Origin of the sequence: Sphingopyxis lindanitolerans (assembly GCF_002993885.1) — a bacterium.
Lineage (GTDB): Bacteria > Pseudomonadota > Alphaproteobacteria > Sphingomonadales > Sphingomonadaceae > Sphingopyxis > Sphingopyxis lindanitolerans.
The window spans coordinates 3,018,309-3,044,808 of sequence record NZ_CM009578.1 but is presented as its reverse complement, the minus strand read 5'-3'; the positions used below and the strand labels follow the sequence as shown (position 1 = coordinate 3,044,808).

General features: G+C 66.6%; 23 protein-coding genes. 9 read left to right on the top strand and 14 right to left on the bottom strand.

Annotated elements, in window-relative coordinates:
• Window positions 1–4: 4 nt before the first annotated feature.
• From kdpB to CVO77_RS14550, 7 genes are all read right to left on the bottom strand, one after another.
• Window positions 5–2,041 carry a potassium-transporting ATPase subunit KdpB gene (kdpB, locus tag CVO77_RS14580; protein WP_105999660.1) on the bottom strand — a complete coding sequence of 679 codons (2,037 nt, stop codon included), beginning with the start codon at window positions 2,039–2,041 and terminating at the stop codon, window positions 5–7.
• Between the two features lie 11 nt (window positions 2,042–2,052).
• A complete protein-coding gene (kdpA, locus tag CVO77_RS14575; RefSeq protein WP_105999659.1) occupies window positions 2,053–3,756 on the bottom strand; it encodes a potassium-transporting ATPase subunit KdpA in 1,704 nt (567 codons plus the stop codon).
• A gap of 12 nt (window positions 3,757–3,768) precedes the next feature.
• Window positions 3,769–3,864, bottom strand: a complete 96-nt coding sequence (locus tag CVO77_RS14570) for a potassium-transporting ATPase subunit F (RefSeq protein ID WP_242445953.1) — start codon at window positions 3,862–3,864, stop codon at window positions 3,769–3,771.
• Window positions 3,865–4,107: 243 nt separating this feature from the next.
• Window positions 4,108–4,518 (bottom strand): low affinity iron permease family protein, encoded by a 411-nt coding sequence (locus tag CVO77_RS14565; RefSeq protein ID WP_105999658.1) that lies wholly within the window; start codon window positions 4,516–4,518, stop codon window positions 4,108–4,110.
• 69 nt (window positions 4,519–4,587) lie between these two features.
• Window positions 4,588–5,679 (bottom strand): prolyl aminopeptidase, encoded by a 1,092-nt coding sequence (gene pip / locus CVO77_RS14560; protein ID WP_105999657.1) that lies wholly within the window; start codon window positions 5,677–5,679, stop codon window positions 4,588–4,590.
• A 12-nt stretch (window positions 5,680–5,691) separates the two neighbouring features.
• Window positions 5,692–6,396: a histidine utilization repressor gene (hutC, locus tag CVO77_RS14555; RefSeq protein ID WP_105999656.1), complete on the bottom strand. Its 705-nt coding sequence runs from the start codon at window positions 6,394–6,396 to the stop codon at window positions 5,692–5,694.
• A complete protein-coding gene (locus CVO77_RS14550; protein WP_105999655.1) occupies window positions 6,393–7,748 on the bottom strand; it encodes a formimidoylglutamate deiminase in 1,356 nt (451 codons plus the stop codon). The genes hutC and CVO77_RS14550 overlap by 4 nt, the downstream gene beginning before the upstream one ends.
• A gap of 84 nt (window positions 7,749–7,832) precedes the next feature.
• On the opposite strand from CVO77_RS14550, the gene hutI reads away from it, so the two are divergent.
• Genes hutI through CVO77_RS14525 form a run of 5 tightly spaced genes read left to right on the top strand, consistent with a single transcriptional unit; the run spans window position 7,833 to window position 13,600 of the window.
• Window positions 7,833–9,032 carry an imidazolonepropionase gene (hutI, locus tag CVO77_RS14545; RefSeq protein WP_105999654.1) on the top strand — a complete coding sequence of 400 codons (1,200 nt, stop codon included), beginning with the start codon at window positions 7,833–7,835 and terminating at the stop codon, window positions 9,030–9,032.
• Complete coding sequence (hutH, locus tag CVO77_RS14540) at window positions 9,029–10,558, top strand: histidine ammonia-lyase (protein ID WP_105999653.1); 1,530 nt, start codon at window positions 9,029–9,031, stop codon at window positions 10,556–10,558. The genes hutI and hutH overlap by 4 nt, the downstream gene beginning before the upstream one ends.
• Entirely contained in the window at window positions 10,558–11,355 is a 798-nt protein-coding gene (gene hutG, locus CVO77_RS14535) for an N-formylglutamate deformylase (RefSeq protein WP_105999652.1), read from the top strand. The genes hutH and hutG overlap by 1 nt, the downstream gene beginning before the upstream one ends.
• A 2-nt stretch (window positions 11,356–11,357) precedes the next feature.
• Window positions 11,358–13,025 (top strand): urocanate hydratase, encoded by a 1,668-nt coding sequence (gene hutU / locus CVO77_RS14530; RefSeq protein ID WP_105999651.1) that lies wholly within the window; start codon window positions 11,358–11,360, stop codon window positions 13,023–13,025.
• A gap of 32 nt (window positions 13,026–13,057) precedes the next feature.
• A complete protein-coding gene (locus tag CVO77_RS14525) occupies window positions 13,058–13,600 on the top strand; it encodes a HutD/Ves family protein (RefSeq protein ID WP_158258077.1) in 543 nt (180 codons plus the stop codon).
• Here the strand turns inward: CVO77_RS14525 and CVO77_RS14520 are convergent.
• Window positions 13,585–15,231 carry a sulfatase-like hydrolase/transferase gene (locus CVO77_RS14520; RefSeq protein WP_105999650.1) on the bottom strand — a complete coding sequence of 549 codons (1,647 nt, stop codon included), beginning with the start codon at window positions 15,229–15,231 and terminating at the stop codon, window positions 13,585–13,587. The two genes, CVO77_RS14525 and CVO77_RS14520, sit on opposite strands and share 16 nt — an antisense overlap.
• 80 nt (window positions 15,232–15,311) lie before the next feature.
• Between CVO77_RS14520 and CVO77_RS14515 the strand changes: the two genes are divergently transcribed.
• Window positions 15,312–15,962, top strand: a complete 651-nt coding sequence (locus CVO77_RS14515; protein ID WP_242445952.1) for a TetR/AcrR family transcriptional regulator — start codon at window positions 15,312–15,314, stop codon at window positions 15,960–15,962.
• Here CVO77_RS14515 and CVO77_RS14510 read toward each other — a convergent pair.
• The 4 genes from CVO77_RS14510 to CVO77_RS14495 form a co-directional block, all read right to left on the bottom strand.
• Window positions 15,959–17,785: an arylsulfatase gene (locus tag CVO77_RS14510; RefSeq protein ID WP_105999649.1), complete on the bottom strand. Its 1,827-nt coding sequence runs from the start codon at window positions 17,783–17,785 to the stop codon at window positions 15,959–15,961. The genes CVO77_RS14515 and CVO77_RS14510 overlap by 4 nt on opposite strands.
• A gap of 95 nt (window positions 17,786–17,880) precedes the next feature.
• On the bottom strand, window positions 17,881–18,684 hold the full coding sequence (locus CVO77_RS14505; RefSeq protein WP_105999648.1) for an enoyl-CoA hydratase/isomerase family protein: 804 nt from the start codon (window positions 18,682–18,684) through the stop codon (window positions 17,881–17,883).
• Window positions 18,681–19,457, bottom strand: a complete 777-nt coding sequence (locus CVO77_RS14500) for an SDR family NAD(P)-dependent oxidoreductase (RefSeq protein WP_105999647.1) — start codon at window positions 19,455–19,457, stop codon at window positions 18,681–18,683. Before CVO77_RS14500 ends, CVO77_RS14505 begins: the two co-directional genes overlap by 4 nt.
• A gap of 182 nt (window positions 19,458–19,639) precedes the next feature.
• A complete protein-coding gene (locus CVO77_RS14495) occupies window positions 19,640–20,545 on the bottom strand; it encodes a hydroxymethylglutaryl-CoA lyase (RefSeq protein WP_106000856.1) in 906 nt (301 codons plus the stop codon).
• 125 nt (window positions 20,546–20,670) lie between these two features.
• Here CVO77_RS14495 and CVO77_RS14490 point away from each other — a divergent pair, with 125 nt between their 5' ends.
• Together CVO77_RS14490 and CVO77_RS14485 are read left to right on the top strand one after the other, a co-directional pair.
• Entirely contained in the window at window positions 20,671–21,837 is a 1,167-nt protein-coding gene (locus CVO77_RS14490; RefSeq protein WP_192878832.1) for a CaiB/BaiF CoA transferase family protein, read from the top strand.
• A gap of 4 nt (window positions 21,838–21,841) precedes the next feature.
• Complete coding sequence (locus tag CVO77_RS14485; protein WP_105999645.1) at window positions 21,842–22,546, top strand: glutathione S-transferase family protein; 705 nt, start codon at window positions 21,842–21,844, stop codon at window positions 22,544–22,546.
• 119 nt (window positions 22,547–22,665) lie between these two features.
• Here CVO77_RS14485 and CVO77_RS14480 read toward each other — a convergent pair whose 3' ends face one another.
• Both CVO77_RS14480 and CVO77_RS14475 read right to left on the bottom strand, forming a co-directional pair.
• Window positions 22,666–23,391, bottom strand: coding sequence for a glutathione binding-like protein (locus CVO77_RS14480; protein WP_105999644.1), 726 nt, complete (start codon window positions 23,389–23,391; stop codon window positions 22,666–22,668).
• A 1-nt stretch (window position 23,392) separates the two neighbouring features.
• Complete coding sequence (locus CVO77_RS14475; protein ID WP_105999643.1) at window positions 23,393–23,899, bottom strand: DUF3237 domain-containing protein; 507 nt, start codon at window positions 23,897–23,899, stop codon at window positions 23,393–23,395.
• Window positions 23,900–24,024: 125 nt separating this feature from the next.
• On the opposite strand from CVO77_RS14475, the gene CVO77_RS14470 reads away from it, so the two are divergent.
• The gene (locus tag CVO77_RS14470; RefSeq protein WP_105999642.1) at window positions 24,025–26,376 is read left to right on the top strand and encodes a TonB-dependent receptor; all 2,352 of its coding nucleotides are present in this window, start codon (window positions 24,025–24,027) and stop codon (window positions 26,374–26,376) included.
• Window positions 26,377–26,500: the final 124 nt, after the last annotated feature.

The following is a 26,500-nucleotide window of genomic DNA, read 5'->3' as shown; positions in this document are numbered from 1 at the left end:
GTCCTCAGGCGAGACCGAGGCCGCCGACGGCCAGGTCGATGAGCTTGATGCCGATGAAAGGCGCGACGAGACCGCCAAGCCCATAGACGGCAAGGTTGCGCGCAAGCAGCGGCCCCGCCCCCATCGGGCGATAGGCCACGCCCTTCAAAGCGAGCGGGACGAGCAGCGGGATGATCAGCGCGTTGAAGATGATCGCCGACAGGATCGCGCTCTGCGGGCTGGTCAGCCCCATGATGTTGAGCACGCCGAGCCCCGGATAGAGGACGATGAACATCGCCGGGATGATCGCGAAATATTTGGCCACATCGTTGGCGACCGAAAAGGTGGTGAGCGCGCCGCGCGTCATCAGCAATTGCTTGCCGAGCCCCACGACCTCGATCAGTTTGGTCGGATCGCTGTCGAGGTCGACCATATTTCCCGCCTCGCGCGCGGCCTGCGTCCCCGTATTCATCGCGACGCCGACGTCGGCCTGCGCCAGCGCGGGGGCATCGTTGGTGCCGTCGCCGCACATCGCGACCAGCCGCCCGCCCGCCTGTTCCTTGCGGATCAGCGCCAGCTTGTCCTCGGGCGTCGCCTGCGCCAGGAAATCGTCGACCCCGGCTTCGGCGGCGATCGCGGCGGCGGTCAGCGGATTGTCGCCGGTGATCATCACCGTGCGGATGCCCATCGCGCGCAATTCGCCAAAGCGTTCGCGGATGCCCGCCTTGACGATGTCCTTCAAAAAGATCGCGCCGAGCAATTGCCCGTCCTTCGCCACCGCGAGCGGCGTGCCGCCGGCGCGCGCGATCTCGTCGGTGATGCGGCGCAATTCGGTGGCGGCCGCGGTCGTCTCGGCGCCCGGATTGGCCTTGAGGACCGAATCCACCGCGCCTTTCTGAATCACGCTGTCGCCGATCCTGAGGCCCGAGATGCGGGTCTGCGCCGTGAAGGGAATGACTTCGGCGCGATCGGGCAGCGCCGCCGCGGTCTGGCCGAATTTTTCGCGCGCCAGCGCAACGATCGAGCGCCCTTCGGGGGTTTCATCGGCCAGGCTGGCGAGCAGCGCGGCTTCGGCGAGCTGCGCGGCCCCGGTTCCGCCGACCGCGCGAAACTCGGTCGCCTGGCGGTCGCCGACGGTGATCGTGCCGGTCTTGTCGAGCAGCAGCACATCGACGTCGCCCGCCGCCTCGACCGCGCGCCCCGACTTGGCGAGCACGTTGAAGCGGACGAGACGGTCCATCCCCGCGATGCCGATCGCCGAGAGCAGCGCCGCGATCGTCGTCGGGATGAGCGTGATCAGCAGCGCGGCGAGGATCGCAACCGGAATCGTCCCGCCGGCATAGGAGGCAAAGGCCGGAATCGTGCTGACCGCGATCAGGAAGATGATCGTGAGGCCGACGAGGAGCAAAGTCAGAGCGATCTCGTTCGGCGTCTTCTGCCGCTCGGCGCCTTCGACCAGCGCGATCATCCGGTCGAGGAAACCCTGCCCCGGACCCACCGTCACCTGGACGCGAATTTCATCAGAGATGACGCGCGTGCCTGCGGTCACCGCCGATCGGTCGCCGCCCGCCTCGCGGATCACCGGCGCGCTTTCGCCGGTGATCGCGGCTTCGTTGACCGACGCGACACCCGCGACCACTTCGCCGTCGGAGGGGATCAGGTCGCCGGTTTCGACGAGCACCTCGTCACCGACGCGAAGCGCGCTGGCAGGGACATTGTCATAGGCCTTGCCCTCGCCCTTCAGCCTTTTGGCGGTGAGGTCGGCCTTGGCCGCGCGCAGCGACGCCGCCTGCGCCTTGCCGCGCCCTTCGGCCAGCGCCTCGGCAAAGGTGCCGAACAGCACGGTCAGCCAGAGCCAGATGACGAGTTGCAGCTTGAAGCCGACCCCGAGCCCGTCCTGACCGACGACGAGCAACAGCGTCAGCAAACTCGCCACCACCGCGGTGGTGAACATCACCGGATTGCGGATCAACTCGCCGGGATGGAGCTTGCGGAAAGCGTCGCCGATCGCCGGAACGATCAATTCTGCCGTGAACATCGATTTTTGGGTGGACTGTGCCATATGCCAAATCCTTAAAAGAGCTGGCCGCTTGTCATCGCGAGATGATCGGCGATGGGGCCAAGCGCGAGGCTGGGCAGGAAGGTAAGTCCGCCGACGATCAGCACGATGCCGATCAGCAGCCCCGTCCACAGCGGCCCGGTGGTCGGGAAGCTGCCCGCCGATTCGGGCGTATGCTTTTTCGCCGCCAGCCCGCCCGCGATCGCCAGCATCGGAAGGATGACGAAGAAGCGGCCGAACCACATCGCCACCCCCAGCATGCCATTATAGAAAGGCGTGTTGGCGGAGAGGCCCGCAAAGGCCGATCCATTGTTCGCGACCGCGCTGGTGAAGGCATAGAGAATCTCCGAAAAACCGTGCGGCCCCTTGTTGAGCGGCCCCGCCAGCCCCGCGCCGGTCACCGACGCGATGGCGGTGAAGCCGAGGATGATCAGCGGCAGCACCGCGATCGCGAGCACCGCGAGCTTGACCTCGCGCGCCTCGATCTTCTTGCCGACATATTCGGGGGTGCGCCCGACCATCAGCCCGGCGACGAAAATCGCGAGGATCGCGAAAAGCAGGAAACCATAGATGCCCGCGCCGACCCCGCCGATCACCACTTCGCCAAGCTGCATGTTGAACAATGGGATCAGGCCGCCAAGCGCCGTGAAGCTGTCGTGCATCGCGTTGACCGCGCCGCATGACGCCGCGGTGGTGACGACCGAGAAGAGCGCGGACGCGGCGATGCCGAAGCGGACTTCCTTGCCCTCCATATTGCCGCCCGCGACGCCAAGCTGGTGCAGCACCGGATTGCCCGCCGCTTCCTGCCAATAGGTGATGGTGACCCCGGCAAGGAAGATCGTCACCATCGCCGCCAGGATCGCCCAGCCCTGGCGCGGATTGCCGACGGCCTTGCCGAAGGTCCAGGTGAGGCCGAAACCGATCAGGAAGATCGACAGCATCTGGACGAGATTGGTGAGCGCGGTCGGATTTTCGAACGGATGCGCGCTATTGGCGTTGAAGAAGCCGCCGCCATTGGTGCCGAGCATCTTGATCGCTTCCTGGCTCGCGACGGGGCCGAGCGCGAGCGTCTGCTTCGCCCCCTCGAGCGTCGTCACATCGACCGACCCGGCCAAGGTCTGCGGAACCCCGCTCGCGATCAGGAAGATCGCATAGACGAGGCAGAGCGGGAGGAGCAGATAGAGGGTGACGCGCGTCATATCGGCCCAGAAATTGCCGATCGTCTTCGCCTCGCGTCGCGCGAAGCCGCGGAACAGCGCAAAGGCGAGCGCGATGCCGGTCGCCGCCGAGAGGAAATTATGGATCGTCAGGCCGAGCATCTGGCTGAGGTTCGACAGCGTCGATTCGCCACCATAGCTCTGCCAATTGGTATTGGTCGTGAAACTGACCGCTGTGTTGAAGGCGAGATCGGCGCTCGCCCCATCGTGCCCGAGCGGATTGAGCGGCAAAACGCCTTGCAGACGCAGGATCATATAGGTGAAGAGCAACAACACCGCGTTGAAGATCAGCATATGCACCGCGTAGCGGCGCCACCCCTGCTCCTCTGTGGGATCGATCCCCGCGAGGCGATAGAAGCCCGTCTCGACCGGACCGAGCACAGGGTGCAGCAGCGTCGGACGCCCTTCGTAGAGTGCGAAGAGCCACAGGCCCATCGGCTTGCAGAGCAAAAGCAGGATGCCGGTGAAGGCGATGATCAGGAGCCATCCCTGAACGGTCATCGCGCGTCTCCCCTAAAAGCGTTCGGGCCGCGCGAGCACGGCGACGAGGTAAAGAAGAAGGGCGAGCGCGGTTCCGCCCGCCAGCCAAAGGTCGAGAGTCACGGCCATCGCTCCTTATGCGCCGTCGCACAGGCGCGCGTAGCCGAAGCTCGCGGCGACCAGGCCGAGGATGAGGCCGATCCAGAGAATGTCCTGCATGGGTTCTGCTCCGGCACGGCGCCGGCCACGGATCGTGGCCCGGATCGCCTGCGCAAGAGTCCAATAGAAGCGAATGGGATTTGAATGCGAGAGCGCGAAAAGGCCGCCCGCATAGGAATGTCATATGATTTCGCGAAATATGCGGACGCGCCGCTACAGCCGCTTGAGCAGCCGTTCGACCGTGGTGCCAAGCGCGCCGTTGCCATCCCCATTGCCGGTGACGTCGGCCTCCAGCGCGTCGCGGATATTCTCGATCTCGGCCTCGGTCAGATGCTCGATCCCGACGAATTCGTTGCGCGCCTGTTCGAGCACGCGCAAAATCTCGTCGAGCTTGGCCTGCATCGCGGCGCCGTCACGGTTCTGGCTGTTCTGGATCAGGAAGACGGCCAGAAAGGTCATCACCGTCGTCGCGGTGTTCACGATCAACTGCCAGGTGTCCGAATATTGGAGCAGCGGACCGGTCGCCGCCCAGAGCAGGATGAGTCCGGCCGCCACGATGAAGGTGACGGGCTGGCCCATGACATGCGCGGCGCGCGAGGCGATTCGCGTGAACAGATGCTGCATGGCTTTTCCTCTCTTGCCCGGCGGACCGGAGACGAAAACGCCCGGGTCCGCAAATCGCTCCGCCCTCCGCTAGGCGGTGATGCGCGGCAGCCCGTCCATGATCGCGGTGAGCGCCAGCGCATTCTCGCGCTCCATCGCGCTGTGCCCCGCGTTGGTGATGATATAAGTCGCGGGCTTGGCCCCCGCGCCGCGTAGTGCATCGACCAGCCGCGACGCCTGCGTCAGCGGGCAGACCTGGTCGAAACGACCGTGGACGATATGCACCGGGATCGACGCGAGCGTCGCGGTATTGCCGAGCAGATGGCCGGGTTCGATGAACAGATTATTCGCGAAATAATGTGCCTCGATCTGCGCGAAGCAGAGCGCGAAATCGGCGTCGCCGAACTTGCCCGTTGCGGCATGTTCGGGGATCAGGTTCGAGATTGTCCCTTCCCACAAGGACCAGGCGACCGCAGCGTCCAGTTGCTTGCGGCGTTCCGCCTCGTTCGCGGGGACCGTGTCGAAGATCGTCTTGTAGGACGCCATGACGTCGGTGCGCTCGGCGACCGTCAGGATCGACAGCAATTCGCCCCATTCGTCAGGATAGGCGATATAGGCGCCGGGCGCGGTCAGCGCATGCGGCGCTTCGTGCCAGGTCGCGGCGTTGCCCTGGTAGAGATAGAGCAGATCCTCGGCCGCGCCCAGAAAGATGCCGCGCAGGATCAGGCTGGCGCAATGGTGCGGAAAGGCGATCGCATAGGCCATGGCGAGCGTGCTGCCCCAGCTTCCGCCGAAGACGTGCATCTTGCCCGCGATGCCGAGTGCGTCGCGCAGTGTCTCGATGTCGCCGATCAGATCGGCGGTGGTGTTGTGGGCGAGCGCCGCCGCCGGGCCGGCCGCGGCGACATTCGGCTCGCTCTTGCCGCAGCCGCGCTGGTCGAACAGGATGACGCGGTAGCGCGCGGGATCGAAGAAGCGCGCCATTTCGGGGGAACAGGCACCGCCGGGGCCGCCGTGGAGAAACATGACGGGCTCGCCATCGGCTGGGCCATATTCCTCCCAATAGAGGCGGTGCCCGGCCTCGGCGTCGACCGCAAGCCAGCCACTCTTGCGCGCTTCGACCGCCGGATAGGCCCAACCGTCGCCGATCTTGCTGCTGGTTTCGAGGCGCGAGAAATCCATGGGACGCTTCCTTCAGGGGCAAAAATGGGCAACGAGGGCGTAGCGGTCGCCCGGAAAGACCTGCCGCGCATAGGTGATGCGCTCGGCACCGCGCCACGTCCAGCGTTCGAGCGCCATGCACGCCGCCCCCGCCGAAATGCCGAGCGCGACCAGTTCCTTGGCGCCGGCGTTGAAGGCAGTGATGCGGTGCTCGGCCTCGGTCCACGGAACGTGCGCGAGGAGCCACGATCCGGGCGGCTCGACAGCGAAATCGATATCGGCCGCCTCGGGCACCGCCGCCAGGTTGATCAGGCGACGTTCGAGCGCATAGGCGCGGCCGCCCGCATGGTGGCGGCATTCGAGCGCAAGCACCTCGCCGCCCTCGATCTGGAGCAGGCGGCGGTCCTCTTCGGTCGCGGCGCGAACCTCGCGGCGGTCGAGGTCGAGGCGATAGGCCTCACCCTGCCCGGCGATCTCGTCGCGGATGTCGGGAATTTCGAGCGCGGCGCGGTGAATGCGCGGGTGCGAAACGAAGGTGCCGGCGCGCCGTCGGCTTTCGAGCAGCCCCGCCTCGATCAGCGCGCGCAGCGCCCGGTTCACCGTCATGCGCGAGCAGCCATAGCTCGCCATCAGTTGATGCTCATAGGGAATGCGCGTCCCTGGCGACAGGTCGCCCGACATGATCCGCGCCTCGATATCGCGCCGGATTTGCGCGTGGATGGCGTTGCTTTGCTTCATCCGAGCAAGGTCGCCATCGCGGTGCGATAGCGGGCGTCGATCGCGTCGCGCGCGACATGGCGGCCGCCCGCGACCCGCTTGACGCCGCCGCGCCAGACGCAATCGACGCGGCGCGCGCCGCCGCCGAAGATCCAGCTATCGAGGATGGCGTCGCCGGTGCGGCCCGCGAAACCGGGGTCGGCGGCGTTCAGGCTGACGATGTCGGCGGCCGCGCCGACCGCAAGACCGGGCGAGGGGCGCCCGAGCGCCTGCCCGCCGCCCGCGAGCGCGCCGCGATAGAGGCTTGCCCCGGTCGACTGCCCCGCGCCGCTCGCGAGCAGGTTGCGGCCGCGCTGCGCGAGCCGCTGCCCATATTCGAGCAGGCGCAGTTCGGCTGCGGCGTCGATCTCGACATTCGAGTCCGAGCCGACCCCGAAACGCCCGCCCTCGGCAAGAAAATCGCGCGCGGGAAACAGGCCGTCGCCGAGGTTCGCCTCGGTGATCGGGCAGAGGCCGGCGACCGCGCCGCTCTGCACGATCGCGTGGCGCTCGGCGTCGGTGATGTGCGTCGCGTGGACGAGGCACCAATCGCGATCGACATCGGCATGGTCCATCAGCCACTCGACCGGCCGCGCCCCGCTCCACGCGAGACAGGCGTCAACCTCGGCCGTCTGCTCGGCGATATGGATATGAACCGGCGCGCCCGGCGCCATCGCGGCGACCGCCGCCAGTTCCTCCGCCGTCGCCGCGCGCAGGCTGTGCGGCGCGACGCCGACGACCGCCGCGTCGAGCCCGGCAACCGCGCCCTGCGCCGCGTCAAGGAGCCGCGCATAGCGATCGACATCATTGACGAAGCGCCGCTGGCCGGGCGCCGGATCGGCGCCGCCGAACCCTGCATGGGCATAAAAAACGGGCAGCAGCGTCAGCGCGATCCCCGTCGCGTCCGCGGCGTCGGCAATCGCGCGCGCCATGATCGCGATATCGTCATAGGGCTGCCCATCAAGGCCATGATGGAGATAGTGAAATTCGCCGACGCAGGTGAAGCCGCTTTCGAGCATTTCGGCAAAAGCGAGCGCGGCGATCGCCTGCATCCCCTCGGGATCGAGGCGATCGACGAAATGATACATGGCCTCGCGCCAGGTCCAGAAACTGTCGGCGCCCGTCCCCGCGCGCTCGGCCAGCCCGGCCATGCCGCGCTGGAAGGCGTGGCTGTGCAAATTGGGCAGGCCGGGCAGAAAAATCGCGTGCCGTTCATCGCCGGGCGCGGCGTCGATACCGGTTTCAATCCCCGAAATCCGGCCCTGTTCAAGGGTCAGCCGGACATGGCCGCACCAGCCGTCCGGAAGCCATGCCTGCTCGCACCAAAGCGCCATCGATCATCCCATCTGGACATCTTCATCCATTCGCTACTAATGTATATACATAATTGAGTCGGCCAGCAAGCAGGAGAGGGAGTGATGCAAAGCGATCGCCTGTGGACCAACGCCCGTCTTGCCACGATGCAGGATGGCCTGCCCGGCCTGGGTGTGATCGAGCATGGCGCGATCGGCATGGCGGCGGGCGCGATCACCTATGTCGGGTCGATGGCCGATGCCCCGTCGGCGGCCGAGACGATCGATTGCGAAGGCCGCTGGATCACGCCGGGGCTGATCGACCCGCACACCCATCTGGTCTTTGCCGGCGACCGCATCGCCGAGTTCGAGCTGCGCCAGAAGGGCGCTTCCTATGAAGAGATTGCGCGCGCGGGCGGCGGCATCGTGTCCACCGTCCATGCGACGCGCGCCGCGAGCGAGGCCGATCTGGTCGCGAGCGCCCTTCCCCGCCTCGACGCGCTGATCGCCGAAGGCGTGACGACGGTCGAGATCAAATCGGGCTACGGCCTCTCGGCGGCGGACGAGGCGAAGATGCTGCGCGCCGCGCGCGTGCTCGGCAAGGTGCGGCCGGTGACGGTGCGCACCACCTTCCTCGGCGCGCACGCGCTGCCTGGCGAATATGCGGGCGACGCCGATGGCTATATCGACCTCGTCTGCGGGACGATGATGCCCGAGATCGCGGCGGCGGGGCTCGCCGACGCGGTCGATGCCTTTTGCGAGAATATCGGCTTCACCCCCGCGCAGACCGAGCGCGTGTTCGCCGCCGCCGCGAAGCACGGCCTGCCCGTCAAGCTCCACGCCGAGCAATTGTCGAACCAGCATGGCGCCGCGCTCGCCGCGCGCCATCATGCCCTGTCGGCCGACCATCTCGAATATCTGGACGACGCCGGCGTCGCCGCGATGGCGGCGGCGGGGACGGTCGCGGTGCTGCTTCCCGGCGCCTATTATTTCCTTCGCGAAACCAAGCCGCCGCCCGTCGCCGCCTTGCGTGCCGCGGGGGTGCCGATCGCGCTCGCGACCGACTGCAACCCCGGCACCTCGCCGCTGACTTCGATCTTGCTGACCATGAACATGGCGGCGGTGCAGTTCGCCCTGACCGTCGACGAATGCCTGCTCGGCGTGACGCGCCACGCGGCGCGCGCGCTCGGGCTGGCGGGCGAGGTCGGCAGCCTCGCGGTCGGCAAGCATTGCGACCTTGCGATCTGGGATATCGCGCGGCCCGCCGACCTGGTCGGCCGGATCGGCTTCAACCCGCTACACCAACGAATCTGGATGGGACGATGACCATGGTGACGATTACCCCCGGCGCGATGACGCTCGCCGACTGGAACGCGATTTACGAAGGGGCGGGCGCGGCGCTGAGCGCGGACTCGTGGGATGCGATCGACCGGAGCGCCGCGGCGGTCGCGCGGATCGTCGCGAAGGGCGCGCCCGTCTATGGCGTCAACACCGGCTTTGGAAAGCTCGCCAGCGTTCGCATCGCCGACGGCGATCTGGCGACGCTTCAGCGCAATATCGTGCTCAGCCACGCCGCGGGAACCGGCGCGCCGTCGCCGACCCCGATCGTCCGGCTGATGATGGCGCTCAAGCTCGCGAGCTTCGGCATGGGCGCGTCGGGGGTCAGCCGCGCGACGGTCGCGATGATCGAGGCGATGCTCGCCAAGGGTCTGACCCCGGTGGTGCCGTCGCAAGGGTCGGTCGGCGCGAGCGGCGACCTCGCGCCGCTGTCGCATATGGCGGCGGCAATGATCGGCGTCGGCGCGATCGAGGTCGGCGGCAGAGTGCTTCCCGCTGCCGATGCGCTGGCAGAGGCTGGCCTCGCACCGCTCGACCTTGGCCCCAAGGAAGGGCTCGCGCTGCTCAACGGTACGCAATTCTCCACCGCCAACGCGCTCGCCGGGCTGTTTCGCGCCGAAACGCTGTTCCGCTCGGCGCTGATCACCGGCGCGCTGTCGACCGAGGCCGCCAAGGGCTCCGACGCGCCGTTCGACGCGCGCATCCATGCGCTGCGTGGCCACGCCGGGCAGCGCGAAGTCGGCGAGGCGCTGCGCGGCCTGATGGCGGGATCGGCGATCCGCGCGTCGCATGCGGAGGGCGATCCGCGCGTGCAGGACCCCTATTGCCTGCGCTGCCAGCCGCAGGTGATGGGCGCGGTGCTCGACCTGCTGCGACAGGCGGGGACGACGCTGGGCATCGAGGCGAACGGCGTCTCCGACAATCCGCTGATCTTCGCCGATACGGATGAAGCGCTGTCAGGCGGCAATTTCCACGCCGAGCCCGTCGCCTTTGCCGCCGACATGATCGCCATGGCCTTGTGCGAGATCGGGTCGATCGCCGAACGCCGGATCGCGATGCTCGTCGATCCGGCGCTGTCGGGGCTGCCCGCCTTCCTGACCCCGCGCCCCGGCCTCAACTCGGGGTTCATGATCCCGCAGGTCACCGCCGCCGCGCTGGTCAGCGAGAACAAGCAGCGCGCCTATCCCGCCAGCGTCGATTCGATCCCGACCTCAGCGAACCAGGAGGATCATGTCTCGATGGCCGCGCACGGCGCGCGCCGTCTGCTCGACATGGCCGATAACGCCAGCGCGGTGATCGGGATCGAGTTGCTCGCGGCGTGTCAGGGCATCGATTTCCACGCGCCGCTGACATCGAGCGACGCGCTCGAAGCGGCGCGCGGGCATTTGCGTGCCGAGGTGCCGACGCTCGAGGACGACCGCCACTTCCATCCCGACATCGAGGCGGCGACCGCGCTGATCCGCTCGGGCAGCCTCGTCGCGGCGACCCCCGCCAGCCTGCCGGGGGTCGGCTGATGGACTGGCTGCGCGTCCAGCGCGGCGACGCGCCACTCGTCATCGCCTTTCCGCATGGCGGCACCGACCTTGCCGGGATCGACGAGCAGTATGTTTCGCCCTGGCACGCGCAGATCGACACCGACTGGTGGATCGCCGAGCTTTACGCCTTCGCCGCCGATCTCGGCGCGACGCTGGTCGCGACCGGCATTTCGCGCAGCGTCATCGACATGAACCGCGACCCATCGGGCGCCTCGCTCTATCCGGGGCAGGCGACGACCGAGCTGTGCCCGACGACGACCTTTGACGGCGCATCGCTCTATCGATTCGACACGCCCGACGAGACCGCGATCATGCAGCGCCTGCATAGCTATCACCGGCCGTATCACGAACGGCTGATGGGCGAGATTGAGCGGCTGAAAGCCGTGCACGGCCGCGTCGTCCTTTATGACGCCCACTCGATCCGCAGCCATGTCCCGCGCCTGTTCGACGGCGAATTGCCGCAATTCAACATCGGGACGAACGGCGGCGCGACCGCCGCGCCCGAGCTTGAAACGGTGATCGCGAACATCTGCGCGGCGAGCGGCGCAAGCCATGTCGTCAACGGCCGCTTCAAGGGCGGCTGGACGACGCGCCATTACGGCCGCCCCGACGACGGCATCCATGCGATCCAGATGGAGCTGGCGCAGCGCGGCTATATGACCGAGCCGACCGAGCTGACCCACGCCAACTGGCCCTCCCCCCTCGACCCCGCTCCCGCGATCAGGCCCGTCCTCGAACAGGTCATCGCCGCGACCCTCGACTTTGCGAAAGGATAGTCATGACCCGTCTCGACAACAGCCGCGTGATCCGCCCCGCGACCGGCACCCAGATCAGCGCGAAGAGCTGGCTCACCGAAGCGCCGATGCGGATGCTGATGAACAACCTCCACCCCGACGTCGCCGAGCGGCCCGAGGAGTTGGTCGTCTATGGCGGCATCGGCCGCGCCGCGCGCGACTGGGAAAGCTATGACAAGATCGTCGAGACACTGAAGCGTCTGGAGAGCGATGAAACGCTGCTGATCCAGTCGGGCAAGCCCGTCGGCGTGTTCCGCACCCACGAGAATGCGCCGCGCGTGCTGCTCGCCAATTCCAACCTCGTCCCCGAATGGGCGAATTGGGAGCATTTCCACGAGCTCGATAAAAAGGGCCTGATGATGTACGGCCAGATGACGGCCGGGAGCTGGATCTACATCGGCAGCCAGGGCATCGTTCAGGGCACCTATGAAACATTCGTCGAGATGGGACGGCAGCATTATGGCGGCGACCTGTCGGGCCGCTGGCTGCTCACCGCCGGGCTCGGTGGCATGGGCGGCGCGCAGCCGCTCGCGAGCGTGATGGCGGGCGCAAGCTGCCTCGCGATCGAATGCCAGCCGAGCCGCATCGAGATGCGGCTGCGCACCGGCTATCTCGACAAGCAGGCTTCAAGCATCGACGAGGCGCTGGAAATCATCGAGGCAAGCCATGCCGGGGGCAAGCCGGTATCGGTCGGCCTGCTCGGCAATGCCGCCGAGATTTTGCCCGAGATGGTCCGCCGCGGCATCCGCCCCGACCTGCTCACCGACCAGACCTCGGCGCACGATCCGGTCAACGGCTACCTCCCCGCCGGGTGGAGCCTCGACGAGTGGTTCGCCAAGCGCGAGAGCGATCCGGCGGCGGTCGCCAAGGCCGCCAAGGCGTCGATGGCGGTGCATGTCCAGGCGATGCTCGACTTGCAGGCCACTGGGGTGCCGACCACCGATTACGGCAATAACATCCGCCAGATGGCGAAGGATGAAGGCGTCGAAAATGCCTTCGACTTCCCCGGCTTCGTCCCCGCCTATGTCCGTCCGCTCTTTTGCCGTGGCATCGGGCCGTTCCGCTGGGTGGCGCTGTCGGGCGATCCCGAGGATATCTACAAGACCGACGCCAAGGTGAAGGAACTGCTCCCCGACAACGCCCACCTCCACCACTGGCTCGACATGGCGCGCGAGAAGATCCATTTCCAGGGCCTGCCCGCGCGCATCTGCTGGGTCGGGCTCGGCGATCGCCAGCGGCTCGGCCTCGCGTTCAACGAGATGGTGGCGTCGGGCGAGCTCAAGGCGCCGGTCGTCATCGGCCGCGACCATCTCGACTCGGGCTCGGTCGCCTCGCCCAACCGCGAGACCGAGGCGATGCGCGACGGATCGGACGCGGTTTCGGACTGGCCTTTGCTCAACGCGCTGCTCAACACCGCGTCGGGCGCGACCTGGGTGTCGCTGCACCACGGCGGCGGGGTCGGCATGGGCTATTCGCAGCATAGCGGGATGGTGATCGTCGCCGACGGGACGCCCGAAGCGGCGACGCGGCTCGAGCGCGTGCTGTGGAACGACCCCGCGACCGGCGTCATGCGCCACGCCGATGCAGGTTACGACATCGCCATCGACTGCGCACGCGAGAAGGGGCTCGACCTGCCCGGCATATTGGGTTGAGCGCCTTTCGCCTGTTGTCCGCGCGGGACCGCGTGCCGCGGCCCTGGAAGAACGGTGGCGGGGTGACGCGCGACATTGCCGTCTATCCCGAGGGCGCGGGCGACGCGGATTTCCTCTGGCGCGCCAGCATCGCGACGATCGCCGCGGCGGGGCCGTTCTCGGCCTTTCCGGGCATAGATCGCGCGCTGATGCTTCTGGACGGCGAACTGGTCGTCAAGATTGGCGAAGCGGCCCATCGCCTGCGCCCCGGCTCCGCCGCGCTGCACTTCGTCGGCGAAGCGACGGTCAGCGCCGCGCCGGTGGGCGAAAGCTGCACGGTCCTGAATATCATGGCGCGCCGCGGCACCTATTCGGCGACGCTCGATCGATGGCGGGCAGCGCGGGCGACGGCGGCAAACAGCTTGCTGCTGGTCGCCGCCGGCTCGGCCGGTATCACGGTGGATCAGGCCCGGTTCGACCTGTCCGCGAGCGACGCGCTGTTTATCGACAGGCCTGCCGGTCTTTCCCTATCGATCGACGGACCCGTTATCGTCGCCGAAATCTTCCACGCCGCAGCCGATCAATTCGTCCAGTAGATATAGTCCTGCCCATCCTTCCACGGCGTGTTGAGCGGCACGTCGATGCGGATCGGTCCCTCGATCAGGCCCGGCCAGATCGGTTTCGCCATCCCCTTGTTCTGCGCCTCGATCATCGCGCGAAGCTGCGCGACGCGCTGCGGCTGCTGTGCCGACAGGTCGTGCTGCTCGGTCGGGTCGGTCGCCAGATCATAGAGCCGCGCCTTTTCGGGCCGCTTGGTCACCTGCAATTTCCAGTCGCCCACCCGCACCGCGCGATAATCGCCCGAGCGCCAATAGAGCGCCTGCCGCTTGGCGGGACCGGCGAGGATATTCTGGCTGTCCATGACGCGGTCGGTCGGCAGTTTCGCGCCCGCCGCCGCGGCGATCGTCGCAAAGATGTCGAGATGGCCGGTCATGTCGGCGCGGGTCGATCCCGGCGCGATATGTCCCGGCCAGCGCATGAAGAGCGGGGTACGGATGCCGCCCTCGAAAAAGGTCGCCTTCCACCCGCGATAGGGGGCGTTGAGGCCCGCGATGCCATTATACCAGGCGCCGCCATTGTCGCTGGTGAAGATAACGAGCGTATTGTCGTCGATCCCGGCGCGCTTCAGTTCGGCCATCACGTCGCCGATCCGCCGGTCGAGCTGCGCGATCATCGCGCCATAGACGCGAGTCTTGCGGTCCTCGATCTGGGGGAGCTTCGCATAATCCTCCTTCGTCGCCTGCAGCGGCGTGTGCGGCGCGTTGAAGGCGAGGTAGAGAAAGAAGGGCCGGTTCCGGTTCGCGTCGATCGCCTTGATCGCCTCGTCGGCGAAATAGTCGGTCATATGCCCCTTGGGATGGAAGCGCTTGCTGCCGTTGAACGTCACCGCGTGGCGCAGGTTCGCCCAGATGAAGCGGTCGATCGGGTCCCACGGCAGCTTGGCGTTGACCGTGTCGGGGTCGTCATCGGTCAGATATTTGGCTCCGCCCGCCAGCACCGCGAGGCTTTCGTCGAAGCCCTGCGCGTTGGGTTGCAGCTTCGGTGCCTCGCCGAGGTGCCATTTGCCGATGTGCAGCGTGTGATAGCCCGCCGCCTTTACCGCTTCGGCGATCGTCACTTCGCCCGGCGGCACGCCCATGTCGGGATAGTCGGGGATGTCGTCGGTGATCAATTCCTTGTGAAAGATCGTTTTCAACGGCCCGATCCCGCCACCATGGGTCAGATTCTCGGCAAACTCCACCGGCACCGCGGTATATTCAAAGCCAAAGCGCGTCGGATAGCGCCCGGTCATCATCGCCGCGCGCGACGGCGAGCAGGTCGCATTGGCGGCATAGGCGGTGGTGAAATTCATGCCGCCCTGCGCGATCGCGTCGATATTGGGCGTCTTGACGATCCCGCCCGCGACCCCTCCGCCATTGAGGCTGATGTCGTTCCAGCCCATGTCATCGGCGACGATCAGGATGATGTTCGGCGGCCGCTTGCTCTCAGGCGGATCGGCGGGCATTTCCGCGGGCCCCTGCGCCCAGGCGACCGGGCGATTGGGCTGCACCGGGTTGCGCCAGTCCTGCACCAGCCCGGGAAGGCGATATTTATTCGCCTGAAAGCCCCAATAGCCCCCCGCTGCGAGCAGGGCGAGGACGCCGAGCGCCACCCATCTCTTCTTCATACTCCCGCCCCTCCCACATTGACCGCTTATATTATGGCACTATGTGTGTCATTATATTGATGGCGGCGCAAGATGGTTCGATGCGGCCATTGACGCGCGGCGCAAGCTGCGCCAGCGGGAAGATCATGGAGGGGACAGTGAAAGCCGAACTGGCCGACGAAGGCACACGGATCGACGGGCGGCGCGAGCGCAGCCGGTCGAGCCACAAGCGCATCGTCGCGGCGATGATGGATCTGATCGAGGGCGGCGACCTGATGCCGAGCGCCGCGCGCGTCGCCGAAGAAGCGGGCGTCGGCCTGCGCACCGTCTTTCGCCATTTCGACGACATGGACTCGCTCTATCGCGAAATTTCGCGGATCGTCACCGATCGCATCTGGCCGGTGATCACCGCGCCCTATGAGGCGCCCGACTGGCGTGCGAATGTCCGCGACCTCACCCACCGCCGCGCGCGGGTGTTCGAGATGATGCTGCCCTTCCGCCTCGCCGCCAATATCAAGCGCTATCAGTCGCCCTTCCTGATGGGCCAATATGCGCAGGTCGTGACGATGGAACGCGACCTCGTGCTGCGCCTGCTCCCCGCCGAGGTGCGCGGCGACCGCTATCGGGTCGAGGCGCTGTGCGCGGCGCTGTCGTTCCAGAACTGGCGCGCGATCCGGCAGGACCAGGGGTTGTCGGTCGAGGATTCCGGCGCGGTCGTCGCGCATATGGTCGCGGCGCTGATCAGGGATTAAGCCCTGGATCGACGCCGACGGCGCCAGGCCCAGACCAGCGCGGCCAATCCAATCACAATCCCACCGAGCACCAGCCCGGCCTGGATCGCGCGCTTCTTTCCCTGCTTCTGCCAGGCGTAGCGGTTGATCTGCTCGTCGGCGGTATAGCCCGCCGGCATGTCGAGCACGCCATTATCCTTGGCGAAGGTCGCATAGTCGGCGCGCATCGCCGCGAAGCGGTCGGGCATCGCGGCGGCAAGATCGCGGGTTTCGCCAGGATCGGTCTTGATGTCGTAGAGCCGCCAATTGCCGTCGCCGGTCGGCGCGAGGTTGCGGACAAGCTTGTAATCGCCGCGAAACAGCGCGGCATTGCCCGACAGTTCATAGCCGATCGGCGCGTCGCCATGAACGCTGCCCGCGCCGCCGCCGAGCATCGGGACGAGGCTGCGTCCCGCAAGCCGTTCGACCGGCCGCCCGTCCCATGTTCCGTCCTGGCCGGGAACCCCTGCAAGGTCGAGCAAGGTCGGCAAAATGTCGGTGACGTGCGCCAGCCCGCCGTTGATCGCGCCCGCGCGGACCTGTGGATGGCCGGGCCAGGCGATGATCAGCGGCGCGCGCAGCCCGCCCTCGGCGGCGCTGAACTTGTAGCCCGACAGCGGCGAGGAGGCGGCGCTCGCCCAGCCGGGCCCGATCGCGCTGAAACTGCCGCGGCGGCCGATGTTCGCGGTCGATGTGTCATATTCCATCCCGAGGAACAGCCGGTTGCGCAGCCGGTTATAGGGGTTGGTCGGCTCGGCGCCATTGTCCGAGAGGAAGACGAAGATCGTATTGTCATAATCGCCGGTCGCCTTCAGATGCGCGACCAGCCGCCCGACCTCGCGGTCCATCGCGGTCGCCATGGCGCCATAGGCCTGCATCACGCGGATCGCGGCCGCGCGTTCCTCGGCATCGAGCTTCGCCCAGTCGGGGGTCGTCTTCATCGTCACCATTGTGGTGCCGGCGGGCATGATGCCGAGCGCCACCGCACGCTTCGCCCGCGCTTCGCGCAGCTTGGTCCAACCTTCGCGATACATCGCCGAATAGCGCGCGATGTCGCTGTCGGGCGCCTGCACCGGAATATGGTTGGCGAGGAAGTTGACCGAGGCGAGGAAGGGTTTGCCGCTCGCGCGGTCCTCCTCGATATAGTCGATCATCTTCTGGACGACGAAGCGCGACGAATAATAATCCTTGGGCAGCATCGCGGGCTTGCCGTTTTCGGTCCAGGCGGCGGTGTCGTACATCCCCTCGATCGGCCGCTGCTCGAAATTGTCGGCGCCGGCATCGGCGAGGCTGAACGCACGGTCGTAGCCGCGCGCGCCGGGCAGGCGCTTCGCATCGCTGCCGAGGTGCCATTTGCCGGTCAGATAGGTGCGATAACCCGCCGCCTTCAAAAGCTGCGCGATCGTCACGACGCGCAGGTTCATCACCGTATCATATCCGGGCTTGCCGCGATGTTCGTCGGGGATCGTCTCGGGCATGTTGCCGAGCCCGGCGCGGTGGTTCATCACCCCGCTTTGCAGCATCGCGCGCGTCGGCGAGCAGGATCCGGCGACATGGAAGTTCGAAAAGCGCATCCCCGCCGCCGCGAGCGCATCGATGTTCGGGGTCGCGATCTCGCTGCCGAACGAACCGACGTCGCTGAACCCCCAGTCGTCGGCGAGCAGGATGACGATATTGGGATGACGCGGCGGCGCCGGGATGGCCTGAGCCAGCGCCGGCGCCGCCGCGAGCAGGGCCATCAAGGCGACAAGCGCGCTCTGCGCCCGGACAATGCAGCCGGCCCCCCGCCCGGCTTTTCCACGCATTGCCATCGCCTTTCCCCCTGCAATTATTTTGGCACTTGTCGTGTCAAAAGATTGCAAAGTCAATGCTCATGGCGCGTCCGGCCTGTCCCGCCCGGTCAGCGTTCGCGATATTGGGGCGGCCGCTTGTCGAGGAAGGCGGCGAGCGCCTCCTTATGGTCTTCGGTCGCCGAGAGGATGACCTGCTGGCGGTCCTCGATCGCCATCGCGGCGTCGAGGCTTTGCGCGTCGATGTTCAGATTGAGCGCCTGTTTCGACAGCCGCAGCCCCCATGGGCTGGTGGCGAGCATCTCGTCGGCGAGCGCGAGGCCGCGGTCGAGCAGTTTGTCCTCATCGACGATCTCGCTGATCAACCCGGCGCCAAGCGCGCGCTCGGCGTCGATGAAGCGCCCGGTCAGGATCATCTCCGCCGCCAGGCTGGCGCCGACGAGACGCGGCAGGAAATAACTCGACGCCATGTCGCAACCGCCGAGCCCGATGCGGATATAGGCGGCGTTGCAGCGAAAGCTGGGGCTTCCATAGCGCACGTCGGACGCGAGCAGCAGCGACAGCCCGCCGCCCGCCGCGGCGCCATGGCCGAGCGCGATGATCGGCTGCGGACAGGCGCGCATCTTGCGATAGATATTGCCGATGCTGGTCTGGGTGCGCAGCGTGCGCAGCACCGGCGTCTCGTCGCGCGTCCCGCTCTTTTGGCGATCCTCCTGAATGTCGAGCCCGGCGCAGAAGCCGCGCCCGGCGCCGCGCAGGATGACGACGCGCACGTCCTGGCGATCGGCCAGCCCGCCGAAATAGGTATTGAGTTCTTCGACCAGTCCTTCGTTCAGCGCATTCAGCCGATCGGGCCGATGGAGCGTCGCGATCTCGACCTGCCCGCGCGCCTCGACGAGCAGTTCGCCGCTCACAGCGTCTGCCCGTCGTCGATGGTGATCACGCTGCCGGTGATCCCCTGCGCGGCGTCCGAACAGAGCAGCAGCAGCGGCGCGTGCAGGTCGCTCGGCGGGCGGAGGCGCTGGCGCGGGAAGGTCGCGACGAATTGGCCGCCCGCTTCGCTGTTGAACAGGTCGGCGGTCATTTCGGACTCGAAATAGCCCGGCTGGATGACGTTCACGCAGATTCCGCGCCGCGCCCATTCGCGCGCCAGCGCCTTGCCCAGATGGCGCGCCGCCGCCTTGGTCGCGCCATAGACCGACGTCGCGGGAAAGATCTTCTCGGCGGTGATCGATCCGATGATGACGACGCGGCCGTGCTGCTTCTCACGGCTGCCCGCCGCTTCGAGCCGCCGCGCGCCTTCGGTCGCGGTCAGGAACACGCCGCGCACGTTCGCGGCGAACAAGCCGTCGACGTCGTCGACGCTGAGGCCGAGCGCGACTTTCTCGGTCGCGACGCCGGCATTGGCGACGATCGTATCGACGGTTCCGAACGCCGCCTCGGCGGCGTCATAGGCGGCCTTGGTCGATGTTTCGTCGGTGACGTCGAGGCTGACCGCGATCGCTTGGCCGCCGACCGCCTCGATCGCCGCGACCTGCTCGGCAAGCTTGTCGGCGCGGCGCGCGGCGAGAACAACCTTCGCCCCGGCTGCTGCCAGCACCCTGGCAAAACCGGCGCCAAGTCCCGACGACGCGCCCGTCACCAAGGCGACGCGGCCGGTCAGATCAAAGCGGGGTTGCTCGGCCATTCTTCTGTTCCTTTCGCTATTTTCCGCGACGGCCTTGGCGTTAATTGACGTTTACGTCAATCAGGAGCGATGCTCGCGAAAGAGGGTTGACGATCGGTATTTGTTCCCTTAATGTTCCTCTTGTGCACACACAACCTTTCCCCCGTCGCGGCCGCCAAGGGTGGCGGACGGGGGATAAAGGTTCAGCTGCCCGGAAAGGCGGGCGCCCTGCTCACCATCGCGGGTAGCGGCCGTCCCATCACGCCGCCGAGCCAGCCGGCCGCCTCCACCACCCGCGGCAGCGCCAGCCCGGTCGCCACGCCGCTGCGTTCGAGCAGATAGACGACATCCTCGGTCGCGACATTGCCCGCCGCGCCGGGCGCGAACGGACAGCCGCCGAGGCCGCCGAGCGATGCGTCGACCGTCGCCGCGCCTTCGTTTACCGCCGCCCAGACATTGGCGAGCCCGCTGCCGCGCGTGTTGTGGAAATGGACGCGCACCGGAAGCGCGCCGACCGCCGCGCGCACGCGGCCCACCGTCTCGGCGACCTCGGCCGGGGTGCCGGCGCCGATCGTGTCGGCGAGCGCGATCTCGCGCGGACCGGCATCGGCGGCGCGCTTCGCCATTTCGACGACGCGATCGATCGCGATTTCGCCCTCGAACGGACAGCCGAAGGCGGTGGCGATGGTGATCTGTCCGCTGCGCCCCGCCGCTTTCGCCAAGCCGACGATCTCGATCGCCGCGGCGAGCGATTCGGCGGAGCTTTGCCCCTGGTTGCGAACGCCGAACGTATTGCTGGTCACGCAGACCGCGCCGAGTTCGTCGATCCGCCCGGTCGCGAGCGCGCGCTCGGCGCCGCGGCGGTTGAGCACCAGCCCGATATAGGTGACATCGTCGCGGTCGGGCAGCATCGCCACCAATTGCTCGGCATCGGCGAGTTGCGGCACCTTGCTGGGATTGACGAAGCTCGTCACCTCGATCCGGCGCGCACCATAGGCTATGGCGCGGCGGATCAGTTCAGCCTTGTCGGCGGTCGAGACGATCGCCGATTCATTCTGCAGGCCGTCGCGCGGCCCGACTTCGACCATTTCCACTCTGCGATCTTTCATCATCCTGGTCCCGAATATTCCCGAGTCATTTAGCAGGTTGAAAATTACATAGCATTCTAAGTATACGATGGCCATATGGGCGGCGCGACCCTGTTTCTAGCAGGCCCCGCCCCGAAAGGAACGACATGACGGACACGAGCGGCAGCGGGGGAGCGCTGGACGGAATCAAGGTGGTCGAGATGGGGCAGTTGATCGCCGGCCCCTTCTGCGGCCAGCTTCTCGGCGACATGGGGGCCGAGATCGTCAAGCTCGAGCCGCCGGAGACCGGCGACCAGATGCGCCACTGGGGCCAGGGCGACAAGCCCAGTTGGTGGCGCGTCATCGCGCGCAACAAATATTCGGTCGCGGCCGACCTGCGTTCGGCCGAGGGGCAGCAACTGGCGCGCGACCTGATCGCCAAGGCCGATATATTGATCGAGAATTTCCGCCCCGGCACGCTCGAGAAATGGAATCTCGACCCCGCCGCGCTGCGCAAGGCCAATCCGGGGCTGATCGTCGTGCGCGTGTCGGGATATGGCCAGACCGGCCCCTATTCGAAGCGTGCCGGCTTTGGCGGCATCGGCGAGGCGATGGGCGGCTGGCGCGGCATCGTCGGCTTTCCAGACCTGCCGCCCGCGCGCATGGGCGTGTCGATCGGCGACACGCTCGCCGCCACTTACGGCTGCCTCGGCGCGCTCGCCGCGCTCCATCACCGCGACAGGACCGGCGAAGGCCAGATCGTCGATTCGGCGCTTTACGAAGCGGTGCTCCAGGTCATGGAATCGACCGTGTCGGACTATTCGGCGAGCGGCGTGAAACGCCGCCGCACCGGATCGGCGCTGCCCGGCATCGCGCCGTCGAACGTCTATCCATGCCGCGACGGCGAATATCTGATCGGCGCGAACCAGGACGGCGTCTTCGCGCGCCTCGCCGCGGCGATGGGCCGCCCCGAACTCGCCGACGACGCGCGCTATGCGACGCATCGCGCGCGCGGCGCGCGGCAGGAAGAACTCGACGCGCTGATCGGCGACTGGACGGCGACGATGACGATCGCCGAACTCGAAGCGACGATGATCGCGGCAGGCGTTCCGGCGGGCCGCGTCTATGACGCCGAGGACATGGTCGCCGACCCGCATTTCGCCGCGCGCGAGGCGCTGGTCACGGTCGCGGATGAGGAACTGGGCGAAATCAGGATGCAGGGAGTGTTCCCCAAGCTGTCGGCGACGCCGGGCAGCGTGCGCCGCCCCGCCCCGCTCACCGTCGGCCAGGATAGCGCCGACGTGCTCAAACGCTGGCTCGGCCGGGAGGCGTGAGGCGATGATCACCCTCTATGGCGGCCCGACCCCGAACGCGCGCAAGATCGCGATCGCGCTGCTCGAAATGGGGCTCGCATGGCGGCTCGAACCCGTCGATATCCTCGCCGGCGAACAGCTCACGCCCGAATTCCTCGCGCTCAATCCGAACAACAAAACCCCGGTGATCGTCGACGACGAAGGCCCCGAAGGGCCGGGTTTCGTGCTGTGGGAGACGGGGGCGATCCTGCTCTATCTCGCGCAGAAGACCGGCCGTTTCCTCCCCGAAGACCCGGTGAAGCGCGCGATCTGCTGGCAATGGCTGATGTTTCAGGTGTCGGGTATCGGCCCGATGTTCGGGCAGGAGGCGCATTTCACCCATTATGCCAAGGACCGCCATCCCTATGCGATCGAACGCTATGGCCGCGAGGTCGACCGGCTGATGATGGTGCTCGACAAAAGGCTGGGCGAGGCCGAGTGGCTGGCGGGCGACGATTATACCATCGCCGACATGGCGACCCTGCCCTATCTTCGCCGTTCGTTGATCGACAAGGCGGGGCGCTTTCCAAATGTCGAGCGCTGGGGCGCCGCGATGCTCGCGCGGCCCGCGGTCGCCGAAGGGATGCAGGTCGGCACCGCGCGCGCCGAGACGATCGAGGGCGGACTGACCGGCTTCAACGACGACCATCGCGCGATCCTGTGGGGCGACCGCCAGCATGCGAAGCGATAGGGTGCGGCCGGGCGGGCGCTGCGTCGGGATGGAGCGCGATCTTTGAAGGATGGCGTTGATGTCCCCTCCCGCGTGCGGGAGGGGAGAACAAACGGCCGCTCCCGGTCGCGACCTCCGCCTCAATCCCCCGTCACCGCGGCATGGTTCGCATCGCCGAACATGTTCGACCATTCCTGCTCGCCCAGCGTCTGGTGCCGCCCGATATATTTCGCCGGCGCCTTCATATCTTCGCGGCTCATCGCGCGCGCGACCGCGGGGCGTTCGCGGATGCGTTCGAACCAGGCGCGCGTCGCGGGCCAGTCGTCCAGCCCCATCCCCATGACGAAGGCCGAGGCACGGCCGGGCCAGATCGCCATGTCGGCGATGGTATAATCGTCGCCCGCGACATAGACGCTCTTGTCCAGTCGCCGTTCGAGGACGGTGAGCAGGCGCGTCACCTCCTTCGTATAGCGATGGGCGGCATAATCCTGGCCCGCCGGGGCATAGCGCAGAAAATGGCTCGCCTGCCCGCCCATCGGGCCGAGTCCCGCGACCTGCCAGTTCAGCCACGACAGCGTCGCGGCGCGCGCGGCGCCCGATGCGGGGAGGAAGCGGCCGCTCTTCTCGGCCAGATATTGCAGGATCGCGCCCGATTCAAAGACCGTCACCGGCGCGCCGCCGCCCGCCGGATCCCGGTCGACGATCGCAGGCAGCTTGTGGTTCGGGTTGATGCGCCCGAACGCGGCGGTCAGCTGGTCGCCGTTGAAGATGTCATAGGACAGGACATGATAGGGCGCGTCGATCTCCTCGAGCAGGATCGCGATCTTCTGCCCGTTCGGGGTCGCCGAATAATGAAGGTCGATCATCCTACAGCACTTCATGGATGACGTGGCGGACCCCGAAGGCGGTGCGTTCGCCGACTCCGACCGCGAGCAGGCCGTTCAGCCAGCCATATCGGGCGCTCGCGGTCTCGAACACCGGCGCGATTCGCAGATAATATCGCGACGGGTCGGCATCGGGCACCGCGGGATCGGCGAACGTCGCGCGCACATCGTCGGGAATGATGCTGCGCCCGGTGTAGCTCAGATAGACAAGGTCGCCGTCGTCGGTCTGCCACACCGCGCGGGCATCGAAAGTGCCGACCGACGCCGTGTCGCCAAGCCGTCCGCTGCGCGACCAATTGCCGCCGCCGGGCAAGACGATGCCGTTGATTCGCGGCCCGAAAAATCGCCCGCCGGAGATATAGCCGAGCCGCTGGTCGCCGAACGGCGAAGCGCCGATCGCGACCAGACCTCCCCCGACCTCAAATTCGACGGTGCAAAGATGGCGGCTCGCGAGAGCCCGCGGAACCTGCGGCTGATTTTCTTCGGTCATGATGGCGAATCCTCTTTCCTGCCTATGGACAAGTATAAAACCATTAGTATACTAAGGGTCAATCAGATTGACGGATCCGATCCTCTTTTCGGTGCCGTCGCGCAACACTCAATGGGAGGGTGAACATGAAGGCTCATAATCAGATTCTGCTGTCCGGCGTCGCGGCGATCGCGATGATGGCGAGCGCTGCACCGGCGATGGCGCAGGCCGACGCACCGGCCGATACCGCCACCGATACGAACGACATCATCGTCACCGCGCGCTTCAAGAATGAATCGCTGCAGGATGTTCCGCAAGCCATCTCGGCCTTTGGCGAGGAAACGCTGGCCAAGATCGCGGCGCGCGACATCACCGACCTTGCGCCCTCGACCCCGAACGTCAGCATCCAGCCGGTGGCGACCTTCTCCAACTCGGCGGCGATCTTCATTCGCGGCCTGGGCGCACAAGGCATCGAATCGACCGAGGAAAGCCCGGTCGGCATTTCGATCGACGGAGTCTATGTCACGCGGCCGGTGGCGACGATGCTCGACACCTTCGATCTCGACCGGATCGAAGTGTTGCGCGGGCCGCAGGGCACCTCGTTCGGCAAGAATTCGCTCGCCGGTGGTATCGCCGCCTATACCAAGAACCCCGGCCGCGACTGGGGCGTGCAGGCCGAGGTCACCGTCGGCAATTACGGCCGCATGGATGCTCGCGCGGCAGTCGACATGCCGATCATCCGCGACGTGCTGGCGGCAAGGCTGGTCCTCAACAAGGAAACCTATGACGGCTTCTTCACCAACCGCCTGAACGGCAAGAAGATCGGCGGGCAGGACCGGCTGACGCTGCGCGGCACGGTGGTCTTTACCCCGACCGACAATCTCGACATCAACCTGAAAGCCTTTCTGGTCCGCGATCGTTCGAGCGCGCCGGGCGGCGACTCGGCTCCCGACCGGAGCAAGCTGTTGTGGCAGGTTTTCGGGTTCGAGGAACCGAACGACGGCGCCTTCACCATCGGCCGCGACTTCCCGACCAATCACGACACCGACCAGCTCGGCTTCATCAGCAATATCGGGCTCGACCTTGGCGCGGTGCAGGTCAAATCGATCACCGGCTATATCGAAACCGATGATTTCAACGACAGCGATTACGACCAGTCGGAAGTCTTTTTCTTCCCGACATTCCGCGTTCAATCGCACCGTCAGTTCAGCCAGGAATTGCGCCTGCAATCCGATTTTTCGGACCGGGACGACGCGCTGTCGCGGCTCAACCTCGTCTTCGGCGGCTATTATCTGAAGCAGAGCTTCGAGCTGGCGCAGGCCTTCCCGACGCTGCCCATCTTGCTCGCACCGACGGTGAAATTCGGCAGCGAGGATTTCGTGACGCAGAGCAATACGGCCAAGGCGCTGTTCGGACAGGCGATCTATGGCATCACCGACCGGCTGAACATCACCTTCGGCGTCCGCCAAAGCTGGGAATCGAAGGATTATTTCCGCGACCCGGTCGGCACCCTGTTGTCGCCTGCCTTTTTCACCACGCGCGCGACGGTCAAGTCGCTGGCCGAAATGGAAGCGATCGCCAACACCAATCTGGCGACGGGCAAGGCGTTCAAGCTTGGCTATGATCGCGACCGCATGTCATTCAAGGGCGGGATCGACTATCGCCTGACCGACGATGTCATGGTCTATGCCGGGTATAGCCAGGGCTATAAGGGTGGCGGCTTCGGCGCCCGCTCGGCGACGCCGTCCACCGCGGGCCCGACCGAGGACAATACGTCGGAGCTGTTCGAAGCCGGCTTCAAGGGCGACTTCTTCGACGGGCTGCTTCGCCTCAACCTCACCGGCTTCGTCACCAAGTTCAAGCAGCTCGAATTCGGGGTCTTCTTCCCCAATCCCAATGTCGCATCGGGCCAGGAAACGGCGCAGCTCAACATCGGTTCGGCGACGAGCAAGGGGCTCGAGCTGGAAGCCACGCTGAAACCGACGCAGAATTTCCGCCTGATGGCCAATGTCGGCTATCTCGACGCGAAATATACCGACTTTTGTGCCGACATCGACGGTCCGTCGGCATCGCCGACCGTGCCGGTGTCCACTTGCGGCGACGTCACCACGCTGCCGAACGGCACCTATCTGGTCGATGTCGACCACACGAACCTGAAGCTGGTGCGCGCGCCCAAATGGCAGACGCAGGTTTCGGCCGACTATAGCGTGCCGCTCGGCAGCGCCGGCAGCCTGTCGTTCCGTGCGGCGGCGCTATATCGCAGCACCTTCTATTCGTCGGTCGCCAACGAACTGGGCGGACGGACCGGGGATTTCGTGCTGGTCGATGGTTCGATCGGCTGGGAAAGCGCCGATGCGCGGTTCCGGGCGATGCTCTGGGGCAAGAATCTGACCAACAAGACCTATGTGTCGGCCTATACGCCGACCGCCCAATTCTTTAACCAGCGCTTCTATGGCGCGCCGCGGACCTTTGGCCTGACGCTCGGCGCCAGCTTCTGATCCACTGCCGCCGGGCTTGACGTCCGGCGTTGGCCCTTTGCTAAGAAAGCCCCTCTGTCCCGCCGGACAGGAGGGCTTTTCTTATGCCCGCGCCCCGCACGCGCATCGCTCGTGTCGCGCCAGC

Bases quoted from the DNA above. Each gene is read 5' to 3' on its own strand.
- kdpB (WP_105999660.1), bottom strand. From the start codon at position 2,041: ATGGCACAGTCCACCCAAAAATCGATGTTCACGGCAGAATTGATCGTT.
- kdpA (WP_105999659.1), bottom strand. From the start codon at position 3,756: ATGACCGTTCAGGGATGGCTCCTGATCATCGCCTTCACCGGCATCCTG.
- CVO77_RS14570 (WP_242445953.1), bottom strand. From the start codon at position 3,864: ATGGCCGTGACTCTCGACCTTTGGCTGGCGGGCGGAACCGCGCTCGCC.
- CVO77_RS14565 (WP_105999658.1), bottom strand. From the start codon at position 4,518: ATGCAGCATCTGTTCACGCGAATCGCCTCGCGCGCCGCGCATGTCATG.
- pip (WP_105999657.1), bottom strand. From the start codon at position 5,679: ATGGATTTCTCGCGCCTCGAAACCAGCAGCAAGATCGGCGACGGTTGG.
- hutC (WP_105999656.1), bottom strand. From the start codon at position 6,396: ATGAAGCAAAGCAACGCCATCCACGCGCAAATCCGGCGCGATATCGAG.
- CVO77_RS14550 (WP_105999655.1), bottom strand. From the start codon at position 7,748: ATGGCGCTTTGGTGCGAGCAGGCATGGCTTCCGGACGGCTGGTGCGGC.
- hutI (WP_105999654.1), top strand. From the start codon at position 7,833: ATGCAAAGCGATCGCCTGTGGACCAACGCCCGTCTTGCCACGATGCAG.
- hutH (WP_105999653.1), top strand. From the start codon at position 9,029: ATGACCATGGTGACGATTACCCCCGGCGCGATGACGCTCGCCGACTGG.
- hutG (WP_105999652.1), top strand. From the start codon at position 10,558: ATGGACTGGCTGCGCGTCCAGCGCGGCGACGCGCCACTCGTCATCGCC.
- hutU (WP_105999651.1), top strand. From the start codon at position 11,358: ATGACCCGTCTCGACAACAGCCGCGTGATCCGCCCCGCGACCGGCACC.
- CVO77_RS14520 (WP_105999650.1), bottom strand. From the start codon at position 15,231: ATGAAGAAGAGATGGGTGGCGCTCGGCGTCCTCGCCCTGCTCGCAGCG.
- CVO77_RS14515 (WP_242445952.1), top strand. From the start codon at position 15,312: ATGCGGCCATTGACGCGCGGCGCAAGCTGCGCCAGCGGGAAGATCATG.
- CVO77_RS14510 (WP_105999649.1), bottom strand. From the start codon at position 17,785: ATGCGTGGAAAAGCCGGGCGGGGGGCCGGCTGCATTGTCCGGGCGCAG.
- CVO77_RS14500 (WP_105999647.1), bottom strand. From the start codon at position 19,457: ATGGCCGAGCAACCCCGCTTTGATCTGACCGGCCGCGTCGCCTTGGTG.
- CVO77_RS14495 (WP_106000856.1), bottom strand. From the start codon at position 20,545: ATGAAAGATCGCAGAGTGGAAATGGTCGAAGTCGGGCCGCGCGACGGC.
- CVO77_RS14490 (WP_192878832.1), top strand. From the start codon at position 20,671: ATGACGGACACGAGCGGCAGCGGGGGAGCGCTGGACGGAATCAAGGTG.
- CVO77_RS14485 (WP_105999645.1), top strand. From the start codon at position 21,842: ATGATCACCCTCTATGGCGGCCCGACCCCGAACGCGCGCAAGATCGCG.
- CVO77_RS14480 (WP_105999644.1), bottom strand. From the start codon at position 23,391: ATGATCGACCTTCATTATTCGGCGACCCCGAACGGGCAGAAGATCGCG.
- CVO77_RS14475 (WP_105999643.1), bottom strand. From the start codon at position 23,899: ATGACCGAAGAAAATCAGCCGCAGGTTCCGCGGGCTCTCGCGAGCCGC.
- CVO77_RS14470 (WP_105999642.1), top strand. From the start codon at position 24,025: ATGAAGGCTCATAATCAGATTCTGCTGTCCGGCGTCGCGGCGATCGCG.